15 protein-coding genes are annotated in these 11,976 nt (G+C 70.6%); 5 read left to right on the top strand and 10 right to left on the bottom strand.

Translation table 11 applies throughout. The features are described 5' to 3' along the window. Window positions 1–7: 7 nt before the first annotated feature. From pqqD to adh, 10 genes are all read right to left on the bottom strand, one after another. Window positions 8–298, bottom strand: coding sequence for a pyrroloquinoline quinone biosynthesis peptide chaperone PqqD (gene pqqD / locus CRP50_RS08125; RefSeq protein WP_097278517.1), 291 nt, complete (start codon window positions 296–298; stop codon window positions 8–10). Next, the gene (pqqC, locus tag CRP50_RS08120; protein ID WP_097278516.1) at window positions 299–1,063 is read right to left on the bottom strand and encodes a pyrroloquinoline-quinone synthase PqqC; all 765 of its coding nucleotides are present in this window, start codon (window positions 1,061–1,063) and stop codon (window positions 299–301) included. It abuts the gene before it with no gap. Beyond that, the gene (gene pqqB, locus CRP50_RS08115; RefSeq protein ID WP_097278514.1) at window positions 1,060–1,989 is read right to left on the bottom strand and encodes a pyrroloquinoline quinone biosynthesis protein PqqB; all 930 of its coding nucleotides are present in this window, start codon (window positions 1,987–1,989) and stop codon (window positions 1,060–1,062) included. The genes pqqC and pqqB overlap by 4 nt, the downstream gene beginning before the upstream one ends. Window positions 1,990–2,053: 64 nt before the next feature. After that, window positions 2,054–2,176, bottom strand: a complete 123-nt coding sequence (gene pqqA / locus CRP50_RS08110; protein WP_097278512.1) for a pyrroloquinoline quinone precursor peptide PqqA — start codon at window positions 2,174–2,176, stop codon at window positions 2,054–2,056. Window positions 2,177–2,220: 44 nt separating this feature from the next. After that, on the bottom strand, window positions 2,221–3,165 hold the full coding sequence (locus CRP50_RS08105; protein ID WP_097278511.1) for a quinoprotein relay system zinc metallohydrolase 1: 945 nt from the start codon (window positions 3,163–3,165) through the stop codon (window positions 2,221–2,223). After that, complete coding sequence (locus CRP50_RS08100) at window positions 3,162–3,989, bottom strand: quinoprotein dehydrogenase-associated SoxYZ-like carrier (protein ID WP_097278510.1); 828 nt, start codon at window positions 3,987–3,989, stop codon at window positions 3,162–3,164. The genes CRP50_RS08105 and CRP50_RS08100 overlap by 4 nt, the downstream gene beginning before the upstream one ends. 22 nt (window positions 3,990–4,011) lie before the next feature. Next, a complete protein-coding gene (locus CRP50_RS08095; protein WP_097278509.1) occupies window positions 4,012–4,860 on the bottom strand; it encodes a substrate-binding periplasmic protein in 849 nt (282 codons plus the stop codon). A 55-nt stretch (window positions 4,861–4,915) separates the two neighbouring features. Then, entirely contained in the window at window positions 4,916–5,359 is a 444-nt protein-coding gene (gene pedF / locus CRP50_RS08090; protein ID WP_097278508.1) for a cytochrome c-550 PedF, read from the bottom strand. A 54-nt stretch (window positions 5,360–5,413) separates the two neighbouring features. Next, window positions 5,414–5,818: a DUF779 domain-containing protein gene (locus CRP50_RS08085; protein ID WP_097278507.1), complete on the bottom strand. Its 405-nt coding sequence runs from the start codon at window positions 5,816–5,818 to the stop codon at window positions 5,414–5,416. 91 nt (window positions 5,819–5,909) lie between these two features. After that, window positions 5,910–7,430, bottom strand: coding sequence for an aldehyde dehydrogenase (gene adh, locus CRP50_RS08080; protein WP_097278506.1), 1,521 nt, complete (start codon window positions 7,428–7,430; stop codon window positions 5,910–5,912). Between the two features lie 261 nt (window positions 7,431–7,691). Here adh and CRP50_RS08075 point away from each other — a divergent pair, with 261 nt between their 5' ends. From CRP50_RS08075 to CRP50_RS08055, 5 genes are read left to right on the top strand one after another with little or no spacing between them, the layout of a single operon-like run. Continuing rightward, window positions 7,692–8,849 carry an ABC transporter substrate-binding protein gene (locus tag CRP50_RS08075; protein ID WP_097278505.1) on the top strand — a complete coding sequence of 386 codons (1,158 nt, stop codon included), beginning with the start codon at window positions 7,692–7,694 and terminating at the stop codon, window positions 8,847–8,849. A 14-nt stretch (window positions 8,850–8,863) separates the two neighbouring features. Continuing rightward, window positions 8,864–9,829: a YVTN family beta-propeller repeat protein gene (locus tag CRP50_RS08070; RefSeq protein ID WP_097278504.1), complete on the top strand. Its 966-nt coding sequence runs from the start codon at window positions 8,864–8,866 to the stop codon at window positions 9,827–9,829. Next, window positions 9,826–10,587, top strand: a complete 762-nt coding sequence (locus CRP50_RS08065) for an ATP-binding cassette domain-containing protein (RefSeq protein ID WP_097278503.1) — start codon at window positions 9,826–9,828, stop codon at window positions 10,585–10,587. Before CRP50_RS08070 ends, CRP50_RS08065 begins: the two co-directional genes overlap by 4 nt. Then, complete coding sequence (locus CRP50_RS08060) at window positions 10,584–11,381, top strand: ABC transporter permease (protein ID WP_097278502.1); 798 nt, start codon at window positions 10,584–10,586, stop codon at window positions 11,379–11,381. The genes CRP50_RS08065 and CRP50_RS08060 overlap by 4 nt, the downstream gene beginning before the upstream one ends. 7 nt (window positions 11,382–11,388) lie before the next feature. Continuing rightward, entirely contained in the window at window positions 11,389–11,913 is a 525-nt protein-coding gene (locus tag CRP50_RS08055; protein WP_097278501.1) for a hypothetical protein, read from the top strand. Window positions 11,914–11,976 lie beyond the last annotated feature (63 nt).

Below are 11,976 nucleotides of genomic sequence, written 5' to 3'. Positions count from 1 at the left end.
GCATCCTTCATGCGCGCACGAACCCCTTGTCGGCCAGCGACTGCAGCAGGTCGGTCACGTCGCCGGCGATGTCGGCCTCGGCGGCGTCGAACTCCGCCGCCAGACGGGCCACCACGGCGGCGACGGAGCGTTCGCCGTCGCACAGCTTGAGGATCTCGACCGCGATCTCGTCGGGCACCAGCATGCGCTCGGGGCCGAGCACGACCCAGCGGTCGCGCACGCCGTCGTGCCTCAGGGTGACGTGCGGCGCCAGGGCCGGAACGGATTGCGGCGTGACGACCGTGCGGGACACCAGCATCTACCCCTCCTGCGGCCGGAAGGCGCCGGGCGGGATCATGCCGGGCGCGACGTAGGCGGCGTACAGGGCGTCGAGCTGCGCCCACAGCACGTTGCACTTGAAGGTCAGGGCATCCATCACCTGCGCCTGCTGCTCGGGCGTGCGGGCGTGCTCCAGCACGTAGGCCAGCGCGAAGTCGCAGTCGCGCGGTGCCTGGTCCAGCCGCTTGCGGAAGTAGGCCATGACCCGGTCTTCCACGAAGTCGTAGTGCTCCAGCATGCCGACGATGCGCTCCGCATGGATCTTCGGCGCGAACAGTTCGGTCAGGCACGAGGCGATGGCCGGCAGGCCCGGGTTGTCCCACACGTAGCGCACGTAGGCCTCGACGGCGAAGCGGGTGGCCGGCAGGGCGCCGTCCTGGCTCACCACGTAGTCGCGCGGCAGGCCGAGGTGGTCGGTGAGGACCAGCCAGCGCTCGATGCCGCCGGTGTCGGGGCCGTGGCCGTCGTGGTCGAGCACCCGCTGCAGCCACGCCCGGCGCACCTCGCGGTCGTCGATGCGGGCCATGAGGGCGTGATCCTTGCGCGGGATGGCCGCCTGATAGCAATAGCGGTTGAGCGCCCAGGCCTGCACCTGCCCCTTGGTCAGGTCGCCGCCGTGCAGCAGCTTATGGAACGGGTGGAGGTTGTGGTAGCGCTCCGCCCCGATGGCGCGCAGGGCCGCCTCCAGCTGGTCGGGGCTCAGGGTGCGCGAAGGCACGGGCGTGCGGACGAACTGATAGGTCATAGAACGATCTCCATCCCGTCGTAGGCGACCTCCCAGCCGGCCTCCTCCACCACCCGGCGGGCGGCGGTGTCGGCCACCAGGACCGGGTTCGTGTTGTTGATGTGGATGTAGACCTTGCGGTCGATCCGGAGCGGCGCGAAGGCGGTCAGCGAGCCGTCGGGCCCGCTCATGGCCATGTGTCCCATGCGGGCGGCGGTCTTGGTGCCGACCTTGTGCGCCGCCATCTCGTCGTCGGTGAAGGTGGTGCCGTCGAACAGCACCAGCGGCGCGCCGTCGATGCGCCGGCCGAGGTCGGGCGGCAGAGAGGCGCAGCCGGGAATGTAGAAGACATGGCGGCCGGTGGCCGTCTCGGTGATCTTCACGCCCACCGTGTCTTCCGGCACGCTGCCGAAGCCGGGCTTGGTGGGGTCCTCCAGCCACAGGGCGATCTTGCCGGGCACGGGGAACAGCTCGACGCTGAGGCCGAGGCTGTCGCCGGTGGCGTCGGCCAGCGGCTCGGGCTCGTGCGGCGCCAGCGGGCGGCGCGCCACGTACTCCGGGTTCAGCACGTTGAAGATGGCGTTGGCGCCCAGGATGTCGTGCACCCGGCGCGTGGCGTAGAGGGGGAAGGCGTGGCTTTCGCGCAGCGTCAGCAGGCCGGCGACGTGGTCGACGTCGGCATTGGTGACGACGACGGCGGCGACGGGGCTGTGGCGCAGGCCGCCGACCGGGTGCAGCGCCGTGCGGTCGAGCAGCTGGCGGCCGAGGTCGGGGCTCGCGTTCACCAGCACCCAGCGCTGCCCGTCGGCCGAGACGGCGATGGACGACTGGGTGCGGACGGGCGCCGCAGGGTCGCCGGCGCGGGCGCGGCGGCACTGGGCGCAGCCGCAGTTCCACTGAGGAAACCCGCCGCCGGCTCCCGCCCCGAGGACAAGAATTCGAAGCACGTCGCTTCTCCTTTCATGGATCTTAGGGGCGAGGGGCCGGCAGCGGGGCCGGATCACGGTCGGTTCAGTCTTCGGCGCAGGCGTAGCTGTTGATCTCGAGACCGACCATGATTTCGACGTACTTGGGCTTCTTCCAGGTCCGCATGTATCGTTCCTTCCGTCTTGTGGGTTCTTCTTCGAACAGCATCAAGTCTAGGCGTCGCCGCACCGCGTCCACAATGCGACTTTGGACTAGTTGCCGACCACCGGCAGCGCCGCGCGGGCGAGCGCCGGGTAGAGGGTCAGGACGCTGCGCGCCAGCTCGTCGCGCACCAGCGCCATGCCAGCGAAACGCTCCGGGATGGGCATGCGGATCACTTCGGTGATCTCGCGCCCCTCGTCAGCGGCCGTGCGCAGCGCCTGATCGAGCCACTGAACGTAGTCGCGCGTCTGGGCGATGGGGCCGCCGTCGCGGGCCACCGGCCCGTGACCCGGCACCACCACCGCGACGTCCAACGCCGCCAGACGATCCAGCGCCGCCAGCCATTCCGCGGCATCGGCATGGGGAAAGGTGGGCGCCCGGTCGTGGAACACCAGATCGGAGGCGAACAGCACGCCCGTGGTCTCGTCGAGGAGGACGAGGTCGCTGTCGGTGTGGCCCTGCAGGGGCAGAAGCCGCAGGCGATGGCCGCCGATCTCCACCACCTGCTCGCCCTCCGCGATGGTCTCCGTCGGCTCCATGGGCTCGGTGCCGCGCATCCAGTCGCCGGACAGGCGGTAGAGGTTTTCCGTCACCGCCATGCCCTCGGCGGCGATGCCGGCCCGCGTCGCGGCCGTGGCGGCGACGGGCACGTCGGCGAAGGCCTGGCCGCCGAGGAAGTGATCGGGGTGCAGGTGCGTGACGAAGACCTTGACCACCGGCTTGTCGGTGACCCGCGCGATGGCGGCGCGCAACTCCTCGCCGTAGCGGCGCGACGGGCCGTCGTCGACGACCACCACGCCGGCGTCGGTGACGATGAAGGCGGTATTGACGATGTTGCCGCCGTTGCGGCGGTCGAAGAACTCGGTCCGGCCCTCGACCACGTAGGTGTCGAGCGCCACCGCCATGGGGGCGAGGGCGTAGGTCAGGTCCTGCGCCGCCGCGGTGGGGGCCGGGACCAGCAGCGCGAGACCGAGGGCGAAAGCGGCGCGGGTCATCGCATCACCTCCTGCAGGGAAACCGGCGGCATGGTGGTCGCCGGGGCCGGAATGGTGCCGGCGAACTCGTTGGCGTCGCTGTCGCGCGCCTGCACGGTGAAGCCGCCCTGCCCCGCCGCCGCCGGCGGCAGTTCCAGGGTGAGCACGGGATCGGTGCTCATGGCCGACCACACCTGCATGCGGGCGATCTCCGCGCCGCCGCCGTCGGTCACGGTGATGCGCTCGACGAAGAACTCGGGGATGCCGTCGACCAGGCCGGTGTCCATGGGGTGGCGGACGAGGATGCGCAGGCGCTCGCCGCCGTCGGCGGTGGTCCAGGCGCGACCCCTCACCTCGCCCAGGTGATCCTCCCAGTCGGCATCGCCGGCCGTGAGCCGAGGCGCGGCGCAGCCGCCGCCGGGGGCGGCCACCACCGTGCCGCCCAGGTGCCACAGCCCGTCCAGGGTGCGGACGGCGGCGCGGATGGCGGTGCCCTCGTTCACCTTCATGCGCAGGGCCACGTAGGGCTCGACCTTCAGCGGCTCCAGCAGCACCGCGCGCGGGATGGGGTTGAGGTCGGCGAACACCAGGATCTGCGTCACCCCCGGGATGCCGTCGGCACGCACCGACACCGGCACCAGCCGCCCGTCCTCCACCACCATCGGGGCGAAGACCTGCACCCGGTCGTCGAACACCACCGGCGCGCCTTCCAGGATCTGCTCGTGGACGTAGTCCCACAGGACCGAATTGAGCGGGTCCTTCGGTCCTTCGGCGGTGGCCGGCGAGGCGGCGACGAAGGCCGCGCCGGTGGCGGCGATGATGGCGGCGACGGCGGCGAGACGCATGACGCGGTCCTCCTGCTCGGGGTCAATGCTCCGGCTTGCGCCAGGTCACGCCGTGGTCGGCGAAGATCCGCGCCAGCGTCCCATCGGCCTCCAGGGCGTCGACCACGTCGCCGACGGCATAGGCGAGGTCGCGGTTGGTGTGCTTGACCGCCATGCCGACGTCCCACCCGTTGGCCGGCAAACCCGGCGTGGGCACGGCGGCGATCTCGAAGCGGTCGCGGTGATCGCGCAGGCCCGCCTCCAGCTGGCTCACCGGCGCCATGACGCCCGCCACCCGGCCGCCGACCAGCCCGCCGACCGCCTCTTCCGTCGTCATGAAGTGGGTCACCTTGGCCCGCAGCACGCCGCCGAAGGCGCCCGAGAGGTAGGTGTCGGCCAGGCTGTCGACCTCGACGCCGATGGGCTCGTGGGCGAAGACGGCGAGCGTCTTCACGCCGCCCGTGCGGACCGGATCGCGGGCCACCAGGAAGCTGTCGCGGTAGTAGGCGCCAAACAGCACCACCAGGTCGTTGCGCACGTTCAGCGCCCGATCGACCGGCATGTGCAGCATGACGTCGGCGACGCCGCCGCCGGTCACCGGTCCCTTCCACACGCCGTTGCGCAGGTCGTCGTCGATGTTCTCGTCGGCCGTCAGTTGCAGGAAGGTCGCCTTCAGCCCCATGCGCTCGGCCAGGGCGCGGCCGAGATCGACGTCGATGCCGACCAGCCGGCCGTCCTCCTCCGAAGAGAACGGCGGAAAGTCGCGGTAGACGCCGACGGTGAGGACGCCGCCCGCGACGATCTCGTCGTAGGTGAGCGCCTGCGCCGGGGCCGTCGTCACGAGGACGACGGCGGCGGCGAGGAGGGAGCGGACGGCGGTCTGGAAGCTCACGGTCGCACCTTCTTGGTCTTTGTTTGGCGGAAATCCCTCGGCCTCGCGCGGCAGCTCAGCCGTCGTAGCGGCTTTCGATGTAGGCGCGGATGGCCCACAGGGCTTCCTGGCTCAGCACCTCGTCGAAGTCGGGCATGTAGGTCATGCCGTTGCGCACCACGCCGTTGCGCACCCGCATGGCGAACCACTCGTCGCCCTCCGGCCCCTGCGGCAGGTAGCGCAGGTCGGGCGCGATGCCGCCGGAGATGACCTCCAGGCCGTGGCAGCGGGCGCAGTTCTGGTTGTAGGCGGAAGCGCCGACCTCGATGGCCTTGGCGTGGCCGGCATAGGGGTTTTCCTCCCGCCATTCCTCGCCGAGCGGCTCCAGGCCGGAAATGTCGACGGCCTGCGGCGTCACGTCGCCGTGGGCACCGGCGACAGTCGACAGAACGGTGAGGCCGGCGGCCGTGGCCAGGCCGAACACGGCGGCAGCGGCGGTGATCTTGCGGAAGCGGGTCATCGGACTGTTCCTCGCGTCTGGCGATGGGTCTCGGGGTCGGCGGCGGGCGGCCGGTCAGTATCCGGCGGGCGGCGGCAGCGCATCGGCGCGCGGCGGCGGTCCTGCCGCATCGAGGGCGGCGGCCTCGGCGTCGTCGAAGACGCGGGAGCGGGTGATGAACCGCACGCCCTCCGGCGCCTCCAGGGAAAAGCCGCTGCCGCGGCCCGGCACCACGTCGATGATGAGCTGGGTATGGGCCCAGTATTCGAACTGGGCGGCGCCGATGAAGAACCGGCAGCCGGCGATGTCGCCCAGGTAGACGTCGGCGCGGCCGGTGCGGAACTCGTCGGCGCGGTAGCACATGGGCGCCGAGCCGTCGCAGCAGCCGCCCGACTGGTGGAACATCAGCGGCCCGTGCAGGGCGCGCAGGCGTTCGACGACGGCGACCGCCGCGGGGGTGACGGTGACGCGCTCGACCATGACGATCCACCTTTCGACGGCGCAGCGGATGGGGTGGGGTCCCCGGAGCCGACCTCGGGGATGAGCCGGCTCCGGGACCGTCGGCTCCGGCTCAGAAGAAGCCGAGCGCCTTCGGGCTGTAGCTGACCAGCACGTTCTTGGTCTGCTGGTAGTGCGAGAGCATCATCTTGTGCGTCTCGCGGCCGATGCCCGACTGCTTGTAGCCACCGAAGGCGGCGTGCGCCGGGTAGAGGTGGTAGCAGTTGGTCCACACGCGGCCGGCCTTGATCTCGCGGCCCATGCGGTAGGCGGTGTTGATGTCGCGCGTCCACACGCCGGCGCCGAGGCCGTAGAGCGTGTCGTTGGCGATGGCGAGCGCCTCTTCCGTGGTCTTGAACTTGGTCACCGACAGGACCGGGCCGAAGATCTCTTCCTGGAAGATGCGCATCTTGTTGTGGCCCTCGAACACCGTCGGCTGCACGTAGAAGCCGCTGTCGAGATCACCGCCCAGTTCGGCCTTGCCGCCGCCGGTGAGCACCTTGGCGCCCTCGCGCTTGCCGATGTCGATGTAGCTGAGGATCTTCTCCAGCTGGTCGACCGAGGCCTGGGCGCCGATCATGGTGGAGGGGTCGAGCGGGCTGCCCTGCTTGATCTTCTGCACGCGGGCGATGGCGCGCTCGATGAAGGCGTCGTAGATGCTCTCGTGCACGATGGCGCGCGACGGGCAGGTGCAGACCTCGCCCTGGTTCAGGGCGAACAGGGTGAAGCCTTCCAGCGCCTTGTCGAAGAAGTCGTCGTCGGCTTCCATCACGTCGGGGAAGAACACGTTCGGCGACTTGCCGCCCAGCTCCAGCGTCACCGGAATGATGTTCTCCGATGCGTACTGCATGATGAGGCGGCCGGTGGTGGTCTCGCCGGTGAAGGCCACCTTGGCGATGCGCGGGCTGGTGGCCAGCGGCTTGCCCGCCTCGATGCCGAAGCCGTTGACGACGTTGAGCACGCCCGGCGGCAGGATGTCCTGGATGATGTCCATGACGACCATGATGCTCATGGGCGTCTGCTCGGCCGGCTTCAGCACCACGCAGTTGCCGGCGGCCAGCGCCGGGGCGATCTTCCAGGCGGCCATGAGGATCGGGAAGTTCCACGGGATGATCTGGCCGACGACGCCCAGCGGCTCGTGGAAGTGATAGGCGACGGTGTCGTCGTCCAGCTCGCCCAGGCTGCCTTCCTGCGCCCGGATGCAGCCGGCGAAGTAGCGGAAGTGGTCGATGGCGAGCGGCAGGTCGGCGGCGGTGGTCTCGCGGATCGGCTTGCCGTTGTCGGTGGTCTCGATCAGCGCCAGCAGCGGCAGGTACTGCTCCATGCGGTCGGCGATCTTGTTGAGGACCGCGGCGCGCTGCGCCACCGGGGTCTTGCCCCAGGTCTGGAAGGCCTTGTGGGCGGCGTCCAGGGCGAGCTCGACGTCCTCGGCGCTGGAGCGGGCGACTTCGCACACCGGCTGCCCGTTGACCGGGCTGATGTTCTGGAAGTACTGCCCCTTGACCGGCGCGACCCATTCGCCGCCGATGAAGTTTTCATAGCGGTTGCGGATGGCGAACTTGGTCTGGATCTTGTCGAGTTCCTGCTGAAGCATGTCGTTCCCTCCGAGTGGGCACCATCGGCGCCGGCTTGTGTCGGAGGAAATGGAGCCACAGCGGCGTTCGACGCACCATTGTACTTTCGTACGCTGCCCCTGTTCTCGACCATTACTGTTCCGCGGACAAAAGACTCCCAGCATGCCGAGGCTACGACAGGCCAGGCGGCGGCGGAACCCGTACCATAGTCGCATTGCCCCGGCACCCACCGGCGGCCGACCATGATCGCCTGGCAACAACACGAGACACCGGGTGAGCCCATGCGTCGAACCGTCCTGCCCGCCCTAGCCCTGTCGTGCCTGCTCGCCCTGCCCGTCCAGGCGGCGGAGACGGTGCGCCTGGCGTGGCTCGGCAAGGCACGCGACCTGCCGCCGGTGCTGTCGAACCTGGACGAGATCCCGGCCGACAAGGGCCTCGCCGGGGCCCGCCGCGGCATCGCCGACAATGCCACCACCGGCCGCTTCACCGGCCATGCCTATGCCCTGAGCGAGACCACCGTCGCCGTCGACGGCGACGTCGCCGCGGCCTTCAAGCGCCTGGTGGCGGCGGGCGAGCGGTTCTTCGTCGCCGACCTGCCGGCGGCGGACCTGGCCGCCGTCGCCGCCCTGCCCGAGGCCGCCGACACCCTCATCTTCAACGCCGGGGCGCCGGACGACGCCCTGCGGGTGACGGGCTGCCGCGCCAACCTTCTGCACACCCTGCCCTCGCGCGCCATGCTGGCCGACGCCCTCGCCCAGTTCCTGGTGAAGAAGCGCTGGACCGACTGGGTCCTGGTGGTCGGCCCGGCCGAGGAAGACCGCCTGTTCGCCGCCGCCGTGGAGCGCGCCGCCAAGCGCTTCGGCGGCCGCATCGTCGCCCGCAAGGACTGGCAGTGGGACCACGACATCCGCCGCACGGCGCACGAGGAAATTCCGCTGGTCACCCAGGGCGTCGACTACGACATGCTCGTCGTCGCCGACGAACGCGGCGACTTCGGCGAATACGTCGCCTACAACACCTGGGAGCCCAAGCTGGTGGCCGGCACCCAGGGCCTCGTCCCCGCCGCCTGGCACCGGGTGGTGGAGCAGTGGGGCGCGGTGCAGCTGCAGAACCGCTTCGCCGAGGACCACGGCCGCGCCATGGGGCCGGAGGACTACGCCGCCTGGGCCGCCGTGCGCGCCGTCGGCGAGGCCGTCACCCGCACCAAGACCACCGACTTCGCCACCCTGCGCGACTTCATCCGGTCCGACGCCTTCGAGCTGGCCGGCTTCAAGGGCCGCAAGCTGTCGTTCCGCGCCTGGAACGGCCAGTTGCGCCAGCCCATCCCCCTGGTGACGGCCCGCTCGCTCGTCGCGCTGGCCCCCGTCGAGGGGTTCCTGCACCACAGCAACGAAATGGACACCCTCGGCCACGATGCCCCGGAAGTGTCCTGCCCCTAAGGGAGACCCCGTCCATGCGCCTGCCCGCCCTCACCCTCGGCCTCGGCCTCCTGGCAGCCCTGCCGGCCCACGCTTCGGGGACGCTCTACGTCTCCAACGAGAAGGACGACAGCCTGTCGATCATCGACATCGCGACGCTGGAGGTGGTCGGCACCATCCCCGTCGGCCAGCGGCCGCGCGGCATCACGCTCTCGAAGGACGGCAGCGTCCTCTACATCTGCGCCTCCGACAGCGACACGGTGCAGGTGCTCGACCTGAAGACCGGCAAGATCCTGCACGACCTGCCCTCCGGCGAAGACCCGGAGCAGTTCGCCCTGCACCCCGACGACCGGCACCTCTACATCGCCAACGAGGACGACGCCATCGTCACCATCGTCGATGTCGACAGCCGGCAGGTGGTGCAGCAGATCGAGGTCGGCGTCGAGCCCGAGGGCATGGCCGTCAGCCACGACGGCCGCTACGCCGTCAACACCAGCGAGACCACCAACATGGTCCACTGGATCGACACCGCCACGAAGCAGCTGGTCGCCAACACCCTGGTCGACCAGCGCCCGCGCCACGCCGTGTTCGACCGGGACGACCGCCGCCTGTGGGTCAGCTCCGAGATCGGCGGCACGGTCTCGGTCATCGACGTCGACAGCAAGGAGATCGTCCAGACCATCGCCTTCGCCCTGCCCAACATCCACAAGGACCAGATCCAGCCCGTCGGCATGGAACTGACCCGCGACGGCAAGCTCGCCTTCGTCTCCCTCGGCCCCGCCAACCACGTAGCGGTGGTGGACGCGCAGACCTACGAGGTGCTCGACTACCTGCTGGTCGGCCGGCGCGTCTGGCACATGGCGCTGACGCCCGACGAGAAAACGTTGTTCACGGCGAACGGCGTCTCGGGCGACGTCTCGGTCATCGACGTGGAGGATCGCAAGGTGGTGAAGAGCATCAAGGTCGGCCGCTACCCCTGGGGGCTCGCCATCACGCCATGACCGAGCCAGCCGCAGCCGCCGCCCTCGCCGTCCGCTCCCTGAGCTTCGCCTACGGGCCGCGCGTCGCCCTGGACGACGTGAGCTTCCGCGTGCCGGCGGGCGGCGTGACGGCGTTGCTCGGCCCCAACGGCGCCGGCAAGAGTACCCTGCTGACCCTGACGGCGGGCCTGCTGCGCCCGCCGCCGGGCAGCCTGACGGTGCTCGGCCACGACATGGCGACGGCGCCGCGCAAGGCGCTCGCCCGCATGGGCATCGTGTTCCAGCAGCCGACGCTGGACCTCGACCTCACCGTCGCCCAGAACCTGCGCGTCTTCGCCGCCCTGCACGGCCTGCCGCGCCGCCGGACCGAGGCCCGCATGGCCGAGGAACTGGACCGCCTGGACCTCACGGCGCGCGCCGGGGAGAAGGTGCGCGCGCTCAACGGCGGGCACCGGCGGCGGGTGGAGATCGCGCGCGCCCTGCTGCACCGCCCCGCCCTGCTGCTGCTCGACGAGCCGACCGTCGGCCTCGACGTGCCGACCCGCGCCGCCCTGGTGGCGCACGTCCACGCGCTTGCCCTAGACGACGGGCTAGCGGTGCTGTGGACCACCCACCTCATAGACGAAGTGGCGGCGGGCGACCGGGTCGTCGTGCTGCACAAAGCCAAGGTGCGGGCCGAAGCCCCGGCGGCGACGCTGGTCGCCGACCACGGCAGCCTCGCCAATGCCTTCGCCGCCCTCACCGCCGACCCGCCGCCGGTGCAGGAGGCCGCGCAATGACCGCTCCCCTGATCGCCCTGCGCGGCATCGTGATCCGCGAGATCCTGCGCTTCGTCCACCAGCGCAGCCGGTTCCTGGGCGCGCTGGTGCGACCGCTCATCTGGCTGCTGGTCTTCGCCGCCGGCTTCCGGGCCGCCCTCGGCGTGTCGATCATGCCGCCCTACGAGACCTACATCACCTACGAGGTCTACATCCTTCCCGGCCTCGTCGGCATGATCCAGCTGTTCAACGGCATGCAGAGTTCGCTGTCCATGGTCTACGACCGCGAGATGGGGTCCATGCGCGTGCTGCTGACGAGCCCCCTGCCGCGCTGGTGGCTGCTGACCTGCAAGCTGCTGGCGGGCACCGTCGTGTCCATCCTGCAGGTCTATGCCTTCCTGCTGATCGCGCGCGCCTTCGGCATCGACACGCCGGGCTGGGGCCTGCTCGCCGTGCTGCCGGCGCTGGTGGCGAGCGGCATGATGCTGGGCGCGCTCGGCCTGCTGCTGTCGTCGGTCATCAAGCAGTTGGAGAACTTCGCCGGCGTCATGAACTTCGTCGTCTTCCCGCTGTTCTTCTGCTCCTCGGCGCTCTATCCGCTGTGGAAGATGCGCGAGAGCAGCGTGCTTCTCTATCAGATCTGCAGCATCAACCCCTTCACCCACGCCGTCGAGCTGATCCGCCACGCCCTCTACCTGCAGATCGCATGGCAGGCGCTGGGCTGGACGGTGGTCGCCGCCGTCATCTTCATGGCGCTGGCGGTGATCGGCTACGACCCGGCGCGGGGGCTGATGCGGCGCAAGGCGGAGGCCTGAGAACCCGATGCGCATCCCCCTCCTGCTCCTGGTGCTGGTGGCCCTCGCCGGCCCGGCCCTAGCCACCGACGGCTACCGCATGGACTCCTACCGCGCCCCCGTCCCCGCCGCCGCGCCGGGGGCGGAGACCGTGGCGCTCGACGCCGTGCGCCGGCTGCATGCCGACGGCGGCGCGGTCTTCATCGACGCCGTCCCGGCCACCCGGCACGACCTGGGCGACCGGGTGGAGTGGACCCGGCCGGAGCCGCGCCGCAACATCCCCGGCTCGCTGTGGATGCCCAACATCGGTTACGGCGCCCTCGACCCCGCCGTCGAGCAGTGGTTCCGCGCCACCCTCGACACGGTGACCGCCGAGCGCCCGGGGGCGGCGCTGCTGTTCTATTGCCAGGCCGATTGCTGGATGTCGTGGAACGCCGCCAAGCGCGCCGCCGCCTGGGGCTACGGCCCGGTCCTGTGGTTCCCCGGCGGCACCGACGACTGGGGGGCGGCCGGGCTGCCCCTGGTGCCGGCCGTGCCGGCGCCCTGGCGCTGAAAGATCGGTTCCCATGGACCTTCTGCCGCCGCATGATGACCAGTCCGAGAGCGGGAGCCAATC

The sequence above is a fragment of the Caenispirillum bisanense genome (assembly GCF_900230255.1).
Lineage (GTDB): Bacteria > Pseudomonadota > Alphaproteobacteria > Rhodospirillales > Rhodospirillaceae > Caenispirillum > Caenispirillum bisanense_A.
The sequence above is the reverse complement of the archived record's forward strand: the minus strand, read 5'-3'. Positions and strand labels throughout refer to the sequence as shown.

Bases quoted from the DNA above. Each gene is read 5' to 3' on its own strand.
- pqqD (WP_097278517.1), bottom strand. From the start codon at position 298: ATGCTGGTGTCCCGCACGGTCGTCACGCCGCAATCCGTTCCGGCCCTG.
- pqqC (WP_097278516.1), bottom strand. From the start codon at position 1,063: ATGACCTATCAGTTCGTCCGCACGCCCGTGCCTTCGCGCACCCTGAGC.
- pqqA (WP_097278512.1), bottom strand. From the start codon at position 2,176: ATGCTGTTCGAAGAAGAACCCACAAGACGGAAGGAACGATACATGCGG.
- CRP50_RS08105 (WP_097278511.1), bottom strand. From the start codon at position 3,165: ATGACCCGCGCCGCTTTCGCCCTCGGTCTCGCGCTGCTGGTCCCGGCC.
- CRP50_RS08100 (WP_097278510.1), bottom strand. From the start codon at position 3,989: ATGCGTCTCGCCGCCGTCGCCGCCATCATCGCCGCCACCGGCGCGGCC.
- pedF (WP_097278508.1), bottom strand. From the start codon at position 5,359: ATGACCCGCTTCCGCAAGATCACCGCCGCTGCCGCCGTGTTCGGCCTG.
- CRP50_RS08085 (WP_097278507.1), bottom strand. From the start codon at position 5,818: ATGGTCGAGCGCGTCACCGTCACCCCCGCGGCGGTCGCCGTCGTCGAA.
- adh (WP_097278506.1), bottom strand. From the start codon at position 7,430: ATGCTTCAGCAGGAACTCGACAAGATCCAGACCAAGTTCGCCATCCGC.
- CRP50_RS08075 (WP_097278505.1), top strand. From the start codon at position 7,692: ATGCGTCGAACCGTCCTGCCCGCCCTAGCCCTGTCGTGCCTGCTCGCC.
- CRP50_RS08070 (WP_097278504.1), top strand. From the start codon at position 8,864: ATGCGCCTGCCCGCCCTCACCCTCGGCCTCGGCCTCCTGGCAGCCCTG.
- CRP50_RS08065 (WP_097278503.1), top strand. From the start codon at position 9,826: ATGACCGAGCCAGCCGCAGCCGCCGCCCTCGCCGTCCGCTCCCTGAGC.
- CRP50_RS08060 (WP_097278502.1), top strand. From the start codon at position 10,584: ATGACCGCTCCCCTGATCGCCCTGCGCGGCATCGTGATCCGCGAGATC.
- CRP50_RS08055 (WP_097278501.1), top strand. From the start codon at position 11,389: ATGCGCATCCCCCTCCTGCTCCTGGTGCTGGTGGCCCTCGCCGGCCCG.